The 16,763-nt window shown below is 33.6% G+C and carries 14 protein-coding genes; 8 read left to right on the forward strand and 6 right to left on the reverse strand.

Translation table 11 applies throughout. The features are described 5' to 3' along the window. The first annotated feature begins 55 nt into the window (after nt 1–55). From GKZ88_RS21480 to scpA, 5 genes are all read left to right on the forward strand, one after another. Nucleotides 56–937 carry an SDR family oxidoreductase gene (locus tag GKZ88_RS21480; RefSeq protein WP_165768099.1) on the forward strand — a complete coding sequence of 294 codons (882 nt, stop codon included), beginning with the start codon at nt 56–58 and terminating at the stop codon, nt 935–937. A gap of 273 nt (nt 938–1,210) precedes the next feature. Then, the gene (udk, locus tag GKZ88_RS21485) at nt 1,211–1,819 is read left to right on the forward strand and encodes a uridine kinase (protein WP_115888988.1); all 609 of its coding nucleotides are present in this window, start codon (nt 1,211–1,213) and stop codon (nt 1,817–1,819) included. Nucleotides 1,820–1,986: 167 nt separating this feature from the next. Next, nucleotides 1,987–2,319, forward strand: a complete 333-nt coding sequence (locus GKZ88_RS21490; protein WP_155104351.1) for a septum formation initiator family protein — start codon at nt 1,987–1,989, stop codon at nt 2,317–2,319. A gap of 17 nt (nt 2,320–2,336) precedes the next feature. Continuing rightward, nucleotides 2,337–3,698 carry a methylmalonyl-CoA mutase subunit beta gene (locus tag GKZ88_RS21495; protein WP_155104352.1) on the forward strand — a complete coding sequence of 454 codons (1,362 nt, stop codon included), beginning with the start codon at nt 2,337–2,339 and terminating at the stop codon, nt 3,696–3,698. Nucleotides 3,699–3,743: 45 nt separating this feature from the next. Then, complete coding sequence (gene scpA, locus GKZ88_RS21500) at nt 3,744–5,879, forward strand: methylmalonyl-CoA mutase (RefSeq protein ID WP_196216507.1); 2,136 nt, start codon at nt 3,744–3,746, stop codon at nt 5,877–5,879. A 49-nt stretch (nt 5,880–5,928) separates the two neighbouring features. Here the strand turns inward: scpA and GKZ88_RS21505 are convergent, their stop codons facing one another. The 4 genes from GKZ88_RS21505 to dapF all read right to left on the reverse strand — a co-directional run bounded on the left by GKZ88_RS21505 (nt 5,929) and on the right by dapF (nt 9,527). Continuing rightward, nucleotides 5,929–6,570 carry a peptidoglycan-binding protein LysM gene (locus GKZ88_RS21505; protein WP_155104353.1) on the reverse strand — a complete coding sequence of 214 codons (642 nt, stop codon included), beginning with the start codon at nt 6,568–6,570 and terminating at the stop codon, nt 5,929–5,931. Between the two features lie 532 nt (nt 6,571–7,102). Then, nucleotides 7,103–8,143 (reverse strand): endolytic transglycosylase MltG, encoded by a 1,041-nt coding sequence (gene mltG, locus GKZ88_RS21510; RefSeq protein ID WP_155104354.1) that lies wholly within the window; start codon nt 8,141–8,143, stop codon nt 7,103–7,105. A 10-nt stretch (nt 8,144–8,153) separates the two neighbouring features. Next, nucleotides 8,154–8,687, reverse strand: a complete 534-nt coding sequence (locus GKZ88_RS21515; protein WP_155104355.1) for a GNAT family protein — start codon at nt 8,685–8,687, stop codon at nt 8,154–8,156. A gap of 57 nt (nt 8,688–8,744) precedes the next feature. Continuing rightward, complete coding sequence (gene dapF, locus GKZ88_RS21520) at nt 8,745–9,527, reverse strand: diaminopimelate epimerase (RefSeq protein WP_155104356.1); 783 nt, start codon at nt 9,525–9,527, stop codon at nt 8,745–8,747. Between the two features lie 148 nt (nt 9,528–9,675). Here dapF and GKZ88_RS21525 point away from each other — a divergent pair, with 148 nt between their 5' ends. Both GKZ88_RS21525 and GKZ88_RS21530 read left to right on the forward strand, forming a co-directional pair. Further along, entirely contained in the window at nt 9,676–11,076 is a 1,401-nt protein-coding gene (locus tag GKZ88_RS21525; RefSeq protein WP_155104357.1) for a trypsin-like peptidase domain-containing protein, read from the forward strand. Between the two features lie 195 nt (nt 11,077–11,271). Then, the gene (locus GKZ88_RS21530; protein ID WP_155104358.1) at nt 11,272–12,720 is read left to right on the forward strand and encodes a glyceraldehyde-3-phosphate dehydrogenase; all 1,449 of its coding nucleotides are present in this window, start codon (nt 11,272–11,274) and stop codon (nt 12,718–12,720) included. Nucleotides 12,721–12,782: 62 nt separating this feature from the next. Here the strand turns inward: GKZ88_RS21530 and GKZ88_RS21535 are convergent, their stop codons facing one another. Next, complete coding sequence (locus tag GKZ88_RS21535; protein ID WP_155104359.1) at nt 12,783–13,241, reverse strand: Lrp/AsnC family transcriptional regulator; 459 nt, start codon at nt 13,239–13,241, stop codon at nt 12,783–12,785. Between the two features lie 201 nt (nt 13,242–13,442). On the opposite strand from GKZ88_RS21535, the gene ald reads away from it, so the two are divergent. After that, the gene (gene ald, locus GKZ88_RS21540; protein WP_155104368.1) at nt 13,443–14,561 is read left to right on the forward strand and encodes an alanine dehydrogenase; all 1,119 of its coding nucleotides are present in this window, start codon (nt 13,443–13,445) and stop codon (nt 14,559–14,561) included. 131 nt (nt 14,562–14,692) lie between these two features. On the opposite strand, the gene pafA is transcribed toward ald, so the two are convergent. Then, complete coding sequence (gene pafA, locus GKZ88_RS21545; protein ID WP_155104360.1) at nt 14,693–16,333, reverse strand: alkaline phosphatase PafA; 1,641 nt, start codon at nt 16,331–16,333, stop codon at nt 14,693–14,695. Between the last annotated feature and the right edge of the window lie 430 nt (nt 16,334–16,763).

Below are 16,763 nucleotides of genomic sequence, written 5' to 3' on the forward strand. Positions count from 1 at the left end.
ACAATATTATGCGTGCATCCTATTTTTTTAATTAATATTGTAAAAAAAGAAAAGTATGAGCTATACAGATAAAATGTTGCGCGATGACGCCTTAAAAGGCAAAGTCATAGTAGTCACAGGCGGCGGAAGCGGTTTAGGAAAAGCAATGACCAAATATTTCTTAGAATTAGGTGCTCAAGTAGCAATTACTTCCAGAGATTTAGAAAAACTAAAAACTACTGCAGCAGAACTTGAAAGTGAAACAGGCGGAAAATGTTTACCGCTTCAATGCGACGTTCGTCATTATGAAGAAGTAGAAAATATGCTTCAGGAAACTTTAAAAGTTTTCGGAAAAGTAGATGTTCTTTTGAATAATGCTGCGGGAAATTTTATTTCGCCAACAGAACGTTTATCTGCAAATGCTTTTGATACGGTTATCGATATTGTACTTAAAGGTTCTAAAAACTGTACACTGGCTTTTGGAAAACATTGGATTGACACCAAACAAACATCAGCAACGATTTTAAATATTGTAACAACTTATGCTTGGACAGGTTCTGCTTATGTGGTGCCAAGTGCAACTGCAAAAGCAGGAGTTTTAGCCATGACAAGAAGTCTTGCTGTAGAATGGGCAAAATATGGAATCCGTTCTAATGCCATCGCTCCGGGGCCATTCCCTACAAAAGGAGCTTGGGACAGATTATTGCCGGGAGATCTTGCTGAAAAGTTTGATATGGCCAAAAAAGTGCCTTTGAAACGTGTTGGAGATCACCAAGAACTAGCCAATTTAGCGGCTTATTTAGTTTCTGATTTTTCAGCTTACGTGAATGGTGATGTCATCACGATTGATGGAGGCGAATGGTTAAAAGGCGCAGGACAATTCAATTTATTAGAAGCAATTCCAGAAGAACTTTGGGATCAGCTTGAAATGATGATAAAAGCAAAAAAGAATAAATAATTACAAGTGCTTACTAAATTCAGAATATTTTTTAAATCTATACTGATTGCACGAAATCCCGAAGGTTTACTTTCGGGATTTTTTTATGTTTTTCACCATTCAGTTAATAGTTTTTTAACCATATAAGTGATATAAGTTCAATTAAGCATTATGTCGCTTAAACATTTTGCAACTTAAATTTACTTACATTACTTATATGGTTAAATTATTTTAAATGCTTAACAATTCACTTTAATTATTAATTTTGTCAAACAAATATCAAACAAAAATTTTATGCTCATTATTGGACTTGCAGGAGGAACAGGAAGTGGAAAAACAACAGTAGTACACCAAATCATGACAGAATTACCAGACACTGAAGTTGGCGTAATTTCTCAAGATTCGTATTATAAAGAAACAACCAATTTGTCATTTGACGAAAGAGCATTAATTAATTTTGATCATCCAAGATCTATTGATTTTGAATTATTGGTAAAACACTTAAAAGCTTTAAAAGCTGGAGAGACAATCGATCAGCCGGTTTATTCGTTCATTCAGCACAACAGAACGGATGATACCGTGGCAACGCATCCCAGAAAAGTAATGATCGTTGAAGGTATTTTAATTTTGACAAATCCTGAATTACGTGAACTTTGCGATATTAAAATTTTCGTTCACGCTGATTCTGACGAAAGATTAGTTCGCCGTTTAAAAAGAGATATTTCAGAACGCGGACGTGACATTAACGAGGTTTTAAACCGTTACCAAAACACCTTAAAACCTATGCATGAGCAATTTATCGAACCATCAAAGGCTTTTGCAGACATTATTATTCCAAATGACAAATACAATACTGTAGCAATTGATGTAGTTCGCGCCGTAATTAATCAGCGAATTTCATAATTTTTATTGTAAATTTAAACCATAAAAATTAGGAGCTAATTCCCGCTTTCGCCTTTATTCCCGATAAAGAAAAAACTACGGCAAAAGCCTTGTTTTTCTAAATCGGGAGATACCGGCTCTATCGGGGCTAAAAAGACCAATCATATTCAAAAGAAACACTCGGTTATATGAAATTCAAAAATCCATACAAAGACAAAAAATGGTTCAAATATTTGGGTAACAAATATGTTTGGGTCTTGCTGTTTTTTATTGTCTGGATGTTATTTTTAGATAATTACTCCTACTTTGATCATCGTTTTTTAGACGGGCAGATTAACGAACTGCAAGACAATAAAAAATATTATCAGGACGAAATAAAAAAAGATCAAGAACAGATCAAACAACTTAAAAATCCTGAACAAATAGAAAAATATGCTCGCGAAAAGTACTTTATGAAAAAAGACAGCGAAGATATTTACATCATCCAATTTGAAGGAGACACTATTCAAGAAAAAGAATAATTCAGAAAAAACACCTAATGGCCACTAACCTATTCGAAGATTTTAATCCGATTTCATCCAAACAATGGAAACAAAAAATTCAGTTTGAATTGGATGGAGCCGACTACAACCAAACTGTAATTTGGAATTCTCCAGAAGACATTCAGGTAAAACCTTTTTATCATGACGATGAATTTACCCAAAGTGCTTCTGTACAAACCCAGGCTTCAAACTTTAAAATCTGCCAAAACATATTTGTTTTTGATATCGAAAAATCGATAAAAAAAGCAATTAATTCGATTGAAAGAGGTGCCGAAAGTCTACGTTTTACTATCGAAAACGAAAATACTGACGTTCAAAAATTACTGGAAAATCTTCCTTTAGAAAACAGAACCGTTTACTTTTATTTGAGTTTTATCTCAATCGATTTCGTAAAAAAACTGAACACTATTTCTATTGAAAAAAAGGCAATTTTTTATTGCAATTTAGATCCAATTGGACAATTAGCACGAGACGGAAACTGGTTTAACACATCAGATAAAAACAATTTTGAAACACTTGAAAAAATTTCGTCTCAAACCAATCTTTCATTTCTTAGCGTAGATTCAGGTTTGTATCAAAATTCTGGAGCCAATATCACACAGCAAATTGCTTACAGTTTAGCGCATGCTAATGAATATTTAAACCGTTTTCCAGCTTCAGACAAAACAATTGTTTTTCAAATAGCTGTTGGAACAAATTACTTTTTTGAAATTGCAAAACTTCGTGCTTTGCGAATGCTTTTCAAATTAATCGCCACAGAATACAATCCAGAAATAGATTGTCATTTTTTGGTTACGCCAACCAAACGAAATAAAACTATTTACGATTATAACGTAAATATGCTTCGTACTACAACCGAATGTATGTCGGCAATTTTAGGCGGCGCCGATGCTGTGGCTAATTTGCCTTATGATGCTTTATATCATAAAGACAATGAATTTGGCGATCGAATTGCAAGAAACCAGCTTTTAGTTTTAAAACATGAAAGCTATTTTGACAAAGTCGATAATCCGGCCGATGGAAGTTATTACATTGAAAGTTTAACAATGCAATTGGCAGAAAAAAGTTTAAAATTATTTAAAGAAATCGAAGCTGAAGGAGGTTTCTTAAAACTTTTAAACGACGGAACGATTAAAAAGAAAATTCAGGAAAGCGCTGCTAAAGAACAAGATTTATTTGATTCTAAGAAAGAAGTTTTATTGGGAACCAATAAATATCCTAACAAAGAGGACAAAATGAAACATGATTTGGAATTGTTTCCTTTTGTAAAAATCAAACCTAGAAAAACATTAATTACACCTATTATAGAAAAAAGATTAGCCGAGAAACTGGAACAAGAAAGACTTGAGCTTGAGTAATTCTTTTTAAACGTAATTAATAATCATACCAAAGAAAGTGTCTCCATGATGAGAAAAGACCTTAAAAATATCAATCTTGAAAGTCAAAAGTCGAAAGTCGAAAATCTAAAGTCTAAAGATTTGACGAACAACTTTACTACAGCAGAAGGAATCGAGCTCAAAAAAAACTATTCTGAAAAAGATATAGAAGATTTAAAGTTTCTGGATTTTGGAGCTGGTTTTGCACCGAATTTACGCGGACCATACGCAACAATGTACGTTCGTCGTCCGTGGACAATTCGTCAATACGCCGGATTTTCGACTGCAGAAGAAAGTAATGCTTTTTACAGAAGAAACCTTGCTGCAGGTCAAAAAGGGCTTTCAATTGCTTTTGATTTGCCTACACATCGTGGTTACGATTCAGATCACGAGCGTGTTGTTGGCGATGTTGGAAAAGCAGGCGTTGCAATCGATTCGGTTGAAGATATGAAAGTATTATTTGATCAGATTCCCTTAGATGAAATGTCGGTTTCCATGACCATGAACGGCGCTGTATTACCTATTATGGCATTTTATATTGTAGCTGCAGAAGAACAAGGCGTTGCAATTGAAAAACTATCAGGAACTATTCAAAATGATATTTTGAAAGAATTCATGGTGCGTAATACTTACATTTATCCACCAACACCTTCGATGAAAATTATTGCTGATATTTTTGAATTCACAAGCAAAAAAATGCCAAAATTCAATTCTATCTCTATTTCTGGATATCATATGCAGGAAGCCGGCGCAACAGCTGATATTGAATTGGCCTATACTTTAGCCGATGGTTTAGAATATATTCGAACAGGATTATCAACCGGAATGACGATTGATGAATTTGCTCCACGCCTCTCTTTCTTTTGGGCAATTGGAATGAATCATTTTATGGAAATTGCAAAAATGAGAGCCGGCCGTATGATCTGGGCAAAACTGATTCAACACTTTAACCCGAAAAGTGATAAATCATTGGCATTGAGAACGCATTGCCAAACCAGCGGATGGAGTTTAACCGAACAGGATCCTTTTAATAATGTTGCCAGAACTTGTATTGAAGCAACTGCTGCTGCATTTGGAGGAACGCAATCTCTTCATACCAATGCTTTAGACGAAGCCATTGCTTTGCCAACTGACTTTTCAGCCAGAATTGCTCGAAATACGCAGATTTATTTACAGGAAGAAACTAAAATCACTAAAACTGTCGATCCTTGGGGAGGCAGTTATTATGTTGAATCGTTAACAAATGAGATTTTAGAAAGTACTTGGAAATTAATTGAAGAAGTTGAAGAACTCGGCGGTATGACGAAAGCAATCGAAGCCGGGATTCCGAAACTTCGAATTGAAGAAGCTGCAGCGAGAAAACAAGCGAGAATTGACAGCGGCCAGGATATTATTGTTGGTGTAAATAAATTTAGATTAGAAAAAGAAGATCCGCTTCATATTTTGGATGTTGACAACCAAATGGTCCGTAAACAGCAAATTGAGCGTCTTACAGAAATAAAAGCAAGCAGAAATACTGAAAAAGTAAATCAATCACTGGAAAAATTAATTCATTGTGCTAAAACAGGACAAGGAAACTTATTAGAAATTGCGACCGAAGCTGCACGAGAAAGAGCAACTTTAGGGGAAATCAGCGATGCTCTGGAAAGTGTTTTTGGACGATTTAAAGCACAAATTAAATCCTTTAGCGGTGTGTATAGTGCAGCAATAAAAAATGACGAAAATTTTGAAAAGGCAAAACAATTAGCTGATGCTTTTGCAAAACAAGAAGGAAGACGCCCTAGAATTATGATTGCTAAAATGGGACAAGATGGTCATGACCGTGGCGCAAAAGTGGTAGCAACCGGTTATGCCGATGTTGGTTTTGACGTGGATATAGGTCCATTATTTCAAACTCCGGCTGAAGCAGCAAAACAAGCCGTAGAAAATGACGTTCATATTTTAGGAGTTTCATCATTAGCTGCCGGACATAAAACATTAGTTCCACAGGTTATTGAAGAACTAAAAAAACACGGCCGTGAAGATATTATGGTAATTGTAGGCGGTGTAATTCCGGCGCAGGACTATCAATATTTATTTGATGCTGGTGCAGTGGCAATTTTTGGCCCAGGAACAAAAATAAGCGAAGCCGCAATTCAAATTTTAGAAATATTAATTGACTAAAAAGCATAAAAAATCCCGAATTGACTGATTCGGGATTTTTTATGCTTTTTTAGATCTTATGTATTGTCGCATTACTATCAGCTTCAATATAAGAGAGATCATAACCTCCAAAGTCTTTCATATAGCTTTTTAATGAAGTTCCGTAAGCATCTCTAAAATGCCTTGCTCCTTTGTTCTTGAAGAAGCTTTTCACTGAACCAGCTCCACCTAGGTGTGCTGCAGCTAAAATTCCAGATTCGGTAATTTCAATACCATTAATTACTTTTCCTTCGTACTTTTCGATTTCATAACGCAAAATCCATTTGTTTTTGGATAATAAAGCAATGAAAGCTTTTTCTTGTAGCGCAGGATCCTTTAAAAAGGCTTTGTTGTTTTTTATACCAATAGCTCTTAGGGCTTCAGAACCAAACTGGTATTTTCCCATATAACCAAGTGAGTTAACCAAGCGGTACTTTCCTTGAGATTCTTTGAAAGCTACTGCTTCTTTAAAACCTATAAAATGATTTCCGGTGTATGGGAAGTTTAAATTAGGATAATCATCCTTTTCTTGTGATGGAAAAATGTATTCTGCTCCATCTGATTTTTCGGTGAGAAACCAACGTTTGGTTTCCAGATTGAAGGGTTTAAAACCCAAACTTAAAAATGTAATAATAACGACTAAACTCGCATAAAAATACCATTTCTTTATCATAAATTGTTTTTCTTCAAGACGCTGTCACCCTCTTGAAATTTCTACAGTGCAAAGATAAGAAATACAAAACAATACTGTAAACCAGCTATTTATGTAAATTTAAAAAATTAAAAATCCTGTTTAAGCCCTTTGATCATGCAGTTTAAGAGCATTTTCGAGGAAGTGGAATTGTGCCGAAAAACTGGAATAATTAAATCCAAAAAAATGTCATTTTTATCATTTTTTTATCAAATTTGTTAAAAAACAAAGATAAAGCCTACAAAAAATATTGCTTTTTTGGACTGAATATAATTTCAACTGGAAAATATTCAGAATAAATTTGTAGTAAAAAACCTAGTATATGCTCTTTTTTTTGATTTCATTGTCAAAAAACAATTTCCAAAATCACTAAAACATCAAATTTGAGTTATCATTTTTAAATCTAGATTAAAAAATAGAACTTTATTCCTATACATGTAAGTAACTTATACGAACAAAAAAACCGAAGTAAATATACTTCGGTTTAAATAATTATATTTTATCAAAAAAATAGTTATCTCGTAACACCTTGGCTGGCAATCCAGTCTGAATATTTTTTTGCATTTACATTATGTTCTGCTAAAGTAGAAGCAAATTCATGATAGCCAAAACGTTCAACGCTTGCACAAAAATAAATATAATCGTTCTTCTCAGGATTTAAAACCGCATCAAGAGCCGTAATATCAGGCATTGCGATTGGTCCTGGAGGAAGTCCTACATTCACGTATGTATTATATGGAGATTTCATAACCAAATCGTTATAAAAAACTCTTTTAATAACTTGGTCGAAATTATTATCTCTCAATTTCAGCGCATAAATAACTGTTGGATCTGCCTGAAGTGGCATATCTAGACGCAAACGGTTTAAATAAACTCCAGCAATACGAGGTCTCTCATCTTTCTTTACAGACTCTTTATGTACAATTGACGCCAAAATAGTTGCTTGAACTGGAGTAAGTCCTTGTTTTTTTGCTTTCGCTATTCTTTCGTCAGTCCAAAATTTATGATATTCCTTGATCATTTTATCGCGGAATTTTTCTGCTGAAGTATTCCAGTAAATCTCATAAGTATTAGGAACAAACATCGCAAAAACATTGTCTTCATTGAAACCATTCTGCGCCATAAAAGTAGAATCTTTTATCGCTTTTAATAAAGACAAACTATCTGCCTCAATTTCTGAACCAACTCTTCCTGCAAAATTCTCAAGACGCTCTTGGTTATTAAAAGCTAATTTAACAGGAACATTAGAACGCATTGCACGTACTAAATCAATGTTATTCATATCTTTTTTAAGTAAAAAACGACCTGATTTTACATTTTCAGGATAGCTTCTTTTACTGGCTACCATTTCAAAATTATCGAAATTCTTAATATAGGGTTCCAGTATTTTTTTTACATCAGTATAATTAGCTCCAGTTGGAACATATACATAAAGTTCTTTTTCTTCAAATTTGGTATTCGAGCTGAAAATTTTATTAATTAAAATAAATCCGTAAATCATTAAAACTGAAATTACGGCTACAGCTACTATCGTGATAATTTTTTTTAAGCTCAAAGTTTAAATTTTAAATTTGTTTGTTAATTAATTGAAAAATTGCTTCGTCTTGATAGTGGTTATTAAGCAAAATCCAATCTTTTTTAATTCCGATTTTCTCAAAACCAAATTTAGTAAAAAGTGCTATACTAGCTACATTTCCTACATTAATATTTGCATAAAGCTGATGAAGGTTTAAATTGTGAAAAGAATAATTAATTAATAAGTCTAATGCCTCAGAACCAATGTTTTGATTTCTATGCTCTTTATTTTGAATCACAATTCCTATTCCGGCCCTATTATTTCTAGGATCAAATTCAAATATATCAATCAATCCAATGGCAGGAAAATCTTCATCTTGACAAATGGCTAAACGCAATTGTTTCGCTTCATAAATATCCTGCTGTGCATTTTCAAGGTATTGCCGAATCAAAAAACGGCTGTAAGGTGTATTAGTATTACTGACTTCCCAAATACTCTGATCATTTTCCATCGCATATACAAACTCTAAATCATTAGGTTCTAATGCACGTAAATAAATATTTTCGCCTTTGAGTGTGATCATTCTTCAATTTTAGATTTTGGAATTTGTCTTCGACTTCGCTCAGACTGACATCATTGATTATATTTCTATCGTTCCTTTAAAAACGAATTTTGCAGGTCCAGTCAAGAAAACATTTGAAAAATGTTCTCCTAATTTATCAAATGAAACAACCAGTTTTCCGCCTTCAACATTTAAATTGATTGAAGTTTTGTCTGTTTGACCAATTGCATTCATCGCGATCGCAACGGCAGTGGCACCGGTACCGCACGCAAGTGTTTCATCTTCCACGCCTCTTTCATATGTACGAAGTGAAAAAGTATCGTCATCAATTTTTTTAACGAAATTGATGTTGCTTCCTTTTTCTCCATATAATGCTCCATAACGAATTGCCGCTCCATTTTCTTTCACATTATATTGTTTCAAATTTTCGACTAATTGAACATGATGCGGAGAACCCGTATTTAAAAAAGTATGTGAATCGTGTTTTTGAATTTCATCGACATCAATCATCTGCAATGAAACAACAGTATCATTTCCTACTGAAGCATGGTGCAATCCATCGGTCGCGATAAAAGTCGCTTTATCATTAATAACACCTAATTGATTAGCGAAAGCAACCAGACAACGGCCTCCATTACCGCACATCGAACTTTCATTTCCGTCTGAGTTATAATAAACCATTCTGAAATCAGTTTCAGAATCATTTTCAAGTAGAATAAGTCCGTCCGCTCCAATACCAAATCGTCTGTCACACAAACGTTCAATTAATTGAATATCTTCTTTTGGAAAAAAATTAGAACGATTGTCAATCATCACAAAATCGTTACCTGTACCTTGATATTTATAAAATTCTATTTGCATTTTTTAGTAGTTAAGAAATGCAAAAGTACGAAGAAACTGCGAAGATTAATTAATGAAATGTTAATCATTGTTAAAGAGCGTTAAAGCATTTTTTCAAATAATTTTTTGCTTTAATTTTACGTTAGTAACTTAAACATAAATTGTAATTATGAAAAGATTTTCAACCTTATTTTTAGTGTCATTACTGAGTGGTGCTACTACACTTGGTGCGTACAAATTATTATTTGATGGCAGCAATTCTTTCTTTGGAAGAGAAAATTCTGTTGTTACTCAAGCCCCCGATTCATTTGGCAGAAATGTTGCATTATCAGCCGAAACTGTTGATTTTACTGCTGCCGCTGATAAAACAATTCATACCGTTGTTCACGTAAAAAATGTCTCGCGACGCACTGTCAGTAATCCTATGATGGAATTTTTCTATGGCTACGGAGGTCAGCAGCAACAAGAACAAGTAGGAACTGGTTCTGGTGTTATTATTTCTGAAGATGGATATATTGTGACCAATAATCACGTGATTAAAGATGCAACAGAAATTGAAATTACGTTGAACAATAAAAAGTCGTACAAAGCAAAACTTATAGGTACAGATTCTAAAATGGATATCGCATTACTAAAAATCGATGCCGATGAAAAACTTCCATATACTGCTTTTGCCAATTCAGATTCAGTTAAAGTTGGTGAATGGGTTTTAGCAGTTGGTAATCCGTATAATTTAACTTCAACAGTTACGGCTGGAATTGTTTCGGCGAAAGCCAGAAATTTAGATCAAAGCGGTATTCAGTCTTTCATTCAGACCGATGCAGCTGTAAATCCAGGAAATAGCGGTGGAGCTTTAGTAAACACTCGCGGAGAATTAATTGGAATTAACACGATGATTTCTTCAATGACTGGATCTTATGTAGGTTATTCGTTTGCAGTTCCTTCTAATATTGCCAGAAAAATTATTGAAGACATAATGGAATATGGAAATGTTCAAAGAGGAATTCTTGGTGTTGAAGGCGGCGAACTAAATAGCAGTGCTTCTAAAGAATTAGGAATAACAGAAACGCAAGGTTTTTATATTAATAAAGTTTCTAAAAACTCTGGTGCTGAAAAAGCTGGACTTGCCAAAGGTGATATCATTGTAAAATTAGACGAACAAAACATTTCAACTTATGCTGATTTGTCTGGCTACATTAATACCAAAAGACCAAATGATGTAGTGAAAGTAACGTATATCAAAGACGGAAAAACGAAAACGGTTCCAGTCACTTTGAGCAAAAATGAATTTTTTAGCGCTGAATTTAAAGGAATGGAATTAGAAAATATAGATGCCGCTGATAAAAAGAGATTCAGAATTGATTATGGTGTGAAAATTAAGGATATTACTGATGAAAATTTAAAGCGATATCAAAATGAATTACAAGGCAATATCATTCTGAGCATTGATAATGTCAAAGCTGTAAATGTAGAGACCGTGTCTAAACTGTTAAGCAAAAAAGATGAAGGCCAAAGTGCCCGAATTGAAATGATAAACAGAAACGGAGAGATATTTAGAATTATAATTTAAGTCACAGTATTCAGTTTTGAAACTGTAAACTGTGACTGCGACTGAAAACTCAAAAAAAAGCCATCTTATAAAAATAAGGTGGCTTTTTTATTTTCAAAAATAAATGCTAAAATAGTTTACGAAATCGATTGAAATGGATACTTTTGCGCCAAATTTTAAAATAGTGAGCATTTTATTTTTTCAATTTAGTCAATTATGAGCAAAAAATCCTTGTACCAAAAAGAGGTATCATTACAAGTCGACCGAAGAAGAGCTGGTGTCGAATTAATCAAAGTTATAAGTGATTTATGGTATGACAAATCCATCGAAATGGTTTTATTTAAAAACCAATTATTAGATAAAAACGTCAGCGATATAATCAATTTGCATCAATATGCGGGGGAATTTGTTGGAAAACCAATTACCATTTTTGATTCGGTTGAAATCGCAAAAGTTGTTTTATCACTGGACTTGCCACCTGCAAAAATAGATTTGGGCAAATTAACTTATGAATATCGTTTGGAAGATGAAAAATATCCTGATGCTCGATATTTTGTTATGGATAAATTAAAAAAAGCAAAATCATCGGAAGAAATTCAGCCGAAAGATGTTGTTTTATATGGCTTCGGAAGAATTGGACGTTTATTGGCGAGAGAATTAATGTCTAAAACCGGAAAAGGAAATCAATTGCGTTTGAGAGCAATTGTAACACGTGATCAAAATGATGCGTCAAGTTTAGAGAAACGAGCTTCTCTTTTGCGTTATGATTCAATTCACGGAGATTTCCAAGGATCCGTAACTGCAGATCCGAAAAATAACGCTTTAATTATCAACGGAACAACCGTTCATATTATATCAGCAAATACACCAGAAGAAATTGATTACACACAATACGGAATCAATGATTCACTATTAATTGACAATACTGGAGTGTTTACTACAGCAGAAGCACTAAAAAGACATCTAGCTTCAAAAGGAGTTAGTAAAGTTTTGCTGACAGCTCCAGGAAAAGGAATTCCAAATATTGTTCATGGCGTAAATCACAATGATTTCAACCCAGATGAAATCAATATTTTTTCTGCAGCATCATGCACTACAAATGCAATTACGCCAGTTTTAAAAGTTATTGAAGATACTATAGGCGTTGTAAAAGGACATTTGGAAACCATTCATGCTTATACAAATGACCAAAATTTGGTAGATAATATGCATAGAAAATACCGTCGCGGTAGAGCCGCAGCCTTAAATATGGTTATTACCGAAACCGGTGCCGGAAGTGCAGTAGCAAAAGCTTTGCCTTCATTAGAAGGAAAACTGACTTCGAATGCTATTCGTGTTCCGGTTCCTAATGGTTCATTGGTAGTTTTGAATCTAGAAGTTAAAAAAGCAACGACGATTTTGGGAGTAAATAAAATCATGAAAAAATACGCTCTTGAAGGCGAACTTGTAGAACAAATAAAATATTCTTTGAATAATGAATTAGTTTCTTCTGATATTGTAGGAACTTCTGCTCCTGCAATTTATGACAGTAACGCTACAATTGTGTCAAAAGATGGAAAAAATATTGTACTCTATATTTGGTACGATAACGAATATGGCTATAGCCATCAGGTAATTCGTCTTGCAAAATATATTGCAAAAGTAAGACGCTTTACTTACTATTAATATAAAAACCAAAACCAACCATTCCTAAAAACCATCAAGTTTTCTTGGTGGTTTTTTATTTATTAAATAGGAAGAACAGTTGTGCTTTTTACTTCCGAAATTACAAAAACAGTGTTAATCAAAGAAACCTCAGGCAAAACAGATAATTTCTTTTGATGAAAATGGTGGTAACTTTCCATATCTGGAATGATAATTTTTAGCATATAATCAAAATTTCCAGAAACGTAGTTGCATTCTACAACTTCTGGTAAATCAAGAATAGATTGATTGAATCCTTCAGAAGTATCGTACGTCTGTTTTGTTAAAGTAACTTGACAATATACAGTAAGGTTGTTTCCTAATTTTTTCTTGTTTAAAATAGAAACATATTTTTCTATAACCCCCTCTTTTTCAAGACGTTTAACCCTGTCATGAACAGGTGTCAGAGACAAATTTATTTTGTTTGCGATGTCTTTCAGCGTATAGTGGGCATTTTCCTGCAAAAGTCGTAAGATTTTTTTGTCAATTTCATCTAAAACCATAACGAAAACGTTTTCTTAAATTAATAGAATTTAGTCATTTTTTCTCTTTTAGGAACCTCAAAAGCCCTTAAACAGAAAATATTTCTGTAAAAGTATAAAATAAAATAATATTTTCTTATTTATAAGTCCATTATCAATAATATATTCTCTATGAGTAGCTTTGTAAAACAAATTCAAGAAAAACAAAAAAAATATAACAATATGATAATAGGTGTTCCAAAAGAAATCAAAAACAATGAAAATCGTGTAGCATTAACTCCAGCTGGTGTTTCTGAAATGAAAAAACACGGACATGTTGTTTATGTACAATCAACTGCAGGTTTAGGAAGTGGATTTGCTGATGATGAATATACTCAGGCTGGTGCAGTAGTTTTAGGAACTATTGAAGAAGTTTATGCTATTGCAGAAATGATCATCAAAGTAAAAGAACCAATTGCATCTGAATATCCGTTAATCAAAAAAGATCAATTACTTTTTACTTATTTTCACTTTGCTTCATCTGAGGAATTAACTCATGCAATGCTTGAAAAAGGTGCAGTTTGTTTAGCATATGAAACTGTAGAAAAAACAGACCGCAGTTTGCCATTATTAGTTCCAATGTCTGAAGTTGCAGGTCGTATGGCTATTCAGCAAGGAGCTAAATATCTTGAAAAACCATTAAAAGGAAGAGGAATTCTTTTAGGTGGTGTTCCGGGTGTTCCACCAGCTAAAGTATTGGTTTTAGGTGGAGGTATTGTGGGAACTCAAGCGGCGAAAATGGCTGCAGGTTTGGGAGCTCAAGTTACTATCATGGACTTAAGTTTACCACGTTTACGTCAATTAGACGATATTATGCCGGCAAATGTAAATACAGAAATGTCTAATCACTATAATATCACAAGAGCAATTAAAGATGCTGACTTAATTGTTGGTGCAGTTTTAATTCCAGGAGCAAAAGCACCTCACTTAATTACTCGTGATATGCTTAAATTAATGCGCCCAGGAACTGTTGTTGTTGACGTAGCTGTTGATCAAGGAGGATGTATCGAAACTTGTACTCCTACAACTCACGAAAATCCAACTTTCATTATTGATGATATTGTTCACTACTGTGTGGCTAACATGCCAGGGGCTGTTCCTTATACATCAACTTTGGCTTTAACTAATGCTACTTTGCCATATGCATTACAGTTAGCAAACAAAGGATGGGAAAAAGCTTGTAACGAAAACGAAGAATTGAAAAAAGGATTAAACGTAGCGAATGGAAAAATCCTTTACAAAGGAGTTGCTGAAGCTTGGAATCTTCCTTATAACGAAGAATTAGTGTTAGCAAACGCATAGGCTAACATTAAAATAAGTGCTTACTAAAAAAACACTGCTCAAAAGGCTTTTCTTAATTGAAAAGCCTTTTTTTTTTTTGCAAAATAAAAGCCAGTCAATTGACTGGCTTTTAAATTTGTATTTAGTCTGAATTATTTTTTTGCATTCAAAACTTCTTTTTTCTCATCTAAAACTTCCTGCATTACTTTTGCTTCAGTTCCATTAGGGAAAGCAACTTTGATTTTTTGCGCTATTGTTGGAGCAATTTCCGTAATAGCTTTTTTATCATAAGATTCTCCTTTTTTAATATGCCATCCGAAAAATATAGCAGGCACATGAGTATCATAACTATAAGGCGTTCCATGAGATGTACCAGTTGCCGAATATTCAATATCACCAGGTTTATCAATTACAACCATATCACCATCTTGTGTTACATCATAGCCTTTTGCAACAAAATTCAAATAATAGTCATTTCCTCCATTTGCTAAAATTTCTTCTTCAGTATATACTTTTTTAACTTGTGGCTGTCCAATTAAAAATTCTTTAAAGGCTTGTTTTACTTTTGTCAATTCTAAACCTTTATCTTTTATTATTTGCTTATTGAAGAAAATATTAAAATTAGAATAATTTAGCACTAAATCAACTCCAAAAGTCTTAACCGAAAAATCCTGAAGACTTTTAAGCACATCTTTTGACGGATAATTATCAACATTATATTTACGATCTTTTAAATAAATTACATTTTCAGCACCAGCGTGATCTGCGGTTAAAAATAAAAGATAATTTCCTTTACCCACAGTCTTGTCTAAATAAGCTAAAAAGTCAGCAATTGTTTGATCCAATCTTAAATAAGTATCCTGAAGTTCCATTGAACGTGGCCCAAGTAAATGCCCTACATAATCCGTTGAAGAAAAACTTACAGTTAAGAAGTCTGTAATATTATCTTTTCCAAGCTCTTCTTTTTCAATAGCCTTTTTAGCAAATTCAGCTAAAAGATCATTACCAAATGGGGTAGATCTTAAAATTCCCGCATCATTTTTCTCGTACATTGTTTTTAAATCATATGGAAAAACAGGCGCTGCACTTCCGTATAATTTACCTTCATATGGATTATTATCAGGAAGACTTTCATTATAAACCGAAGCCGGTTTATATAAATCCCAACCTTTATTGATATATTTCAAATAGTTTTTTTCGTTATTGAATTCAGTTACCCATTCTGGTAATTTTTCACCATAAAAAGTACTAGAAATAAAAGAACCCGTTTTACTGTACCAAAAAGCCCAGTTAGCAAAATGACCAGCAGGCAAAATTGCACCACGATCTTTAAGACTCATTCCAATAACTTTACCTTGAAAGTTAGTTGCCATTCTAACTTCATCAGTGATAGTAGTGCTTTGAAGATTTTTGGGAGACATTGCGCCCTCTACTGCAGTTCCATCACCAACAGTTTTTACGCCGGCATCATCAGTACAATACATATCTTTACCTAAAGTTCTGCTGAACCACTCATTACCAACTATACCATGAGTTGCTGGCGTTGTACCTGTATAAATTGAAGCATGTCCTGGTGCTGTATAAGTTGGCATATAATTATAATGCATATTCTGAAAAGTGAATCCTTCATTCATTAATCTCTTAAAGCCATTTTGTGTAAAATCATCAGAAAAACGATATAAATATTCCATTTTCATTTGATCTACAACAATACCTACAACCAACTTAGGGCGCTGTTGAGCATTTAAATTTGCAATAACAAACAATGTCAACAATACAATAGTTTTTTTCATACTTAAATTATAATATTTAAAACAAAAATAGGGATTCACATTTAAAAAGGCTAATTCACTCAAATTTAAAACCCAAAATTGACTTTAATTTAACAGAATTATATAACTAACCATAACGTCGTATTGCAAGTTTAATTTAAATTATAAATAACTTGGGCGTTTCCCTTCGGGCCGGGCTCTGCGCTGTATCTTTTGCGGAAGGATTTTCAGTTTAAAAGAGATGTTCACGTTCCCGCAAAAAGATGCCGCTTCGATCCCTGACGCATTTCGAGGCAGAAAGATGTCTTGGTTTTCAAAAGAATCAGAACCGCCAAAAACTTCTGTAAAACAAAAAACCCTATTCAATAAAGAATAGGGTTTTCAAAAGAAAGGCGACGACATACTCTCCCACATAACTGCAGTACCATCTGCGCAGGCGGGCTTAACTACT

The organism is Flavobacterium sp. LC2016-01, assembly GCF_009711135.1.
Classification (GTDB): Bacteria; Bacteroidota; Bacteroidia; order Flavobacteriales; family Flavobacteriaceae; genus Flavobacterium.

What these genes read in the sequence shown, in the direction of transcription:
- GKZ88_RS21480 (WP_165768099.1), top strand. Translation starts at nt 56, where the DNA reads ATGAGCTATACAGATAAAATGTTGCGCGATGACGCCTTAAAAGGCAAA.
- udk (WP_115888988.1), top strand. Translation starts at nt 1,211, where the DNA reads ATGCTCATTATTGGACTTGCAGGAGGAACAGGAAGTGGAAAAACAACA.
- GKZ88_RS21490 (WP_155104351.1), top strand. Translation starts at nt 1,987, where the DNA reads ATGAAATTCAAAAATCCATACAAAGACAAAAAATGGTTCAAATATTTG.
- GKZ88_RS21495 (WP_155104352.1), top strand. Translation starts at nt 2,337, where the DNA reads ATGGCCACTAACCTATTCGAAGATTTTAATCCGATTTCATCCAAACAA.
- scpA (WP_196216507.1), top strand. Translation starts at nt 3,744, where the DNA reads ATGATGAGAAAAGACCTTAAAAATATCAATCTTGAAAGTCAAAAGTCG.
- GKZ88_RS21505 (WP_155104353.1), bottom strand. Translation starts at nt 6,570, where the DNA reads ATGATAAAGAAATGGTATTTTTATGCGAGTTTAGTCGTTATTATTACA.
- GKZ88_RS21515 (WP_155104355.1), bottom strand. Translation starts at nt 8,687, where the DNA reads ATGATCACACTCAAAGGCGAAAATATTTATTTACGTGCATTAGAACCT.
- dapF (WP_155104356.1), bottom strand. Translation starts at nt 9,527, where the DNA reads ATGCAAATAGAATTTTATAAATATCAAGGTACAGGTAACGATTTTGTG.
- GKZ88_RS21525 (WP_155104357.1), top strand. Translation starts at nt 9,676, where the DNA reads ATGAAAAGATTTTCAACCTTATTTTTAGTGTCATTACTGAGTGGTGCT.
- GKZ88_RS21530 (WP_155104358.1), top strand. Translation starts at nt 11,272, where the DNA reads ATGAGCAAAAAATCCTTGTACCAAAAAGAGGTATCATTACAAGTCGAC.
- GKZ88_RS21535 (WP_155104359.1), bottom strand. Translation starts at nt 13,241, where the DNA reads ATGGTTTTAGATGAAATTGACAAAAAAATCTTACGACTTTTGCAGGAA.
- ald (WP_155104368.1), top strand. Translation starts at nt 13,443, where the DNA reads ATGATAATAGGTGTTCCAAAAGAAATCAAAAACAATGAAAATCGTGTA.
- pafA (WP_155104360.1), bottom strand. Translation starts at nt 16,333, where the DNA reads ATGAAAAAAACTATTGTATTGTTGACATTGTTTGTTATTGCAAATTTA.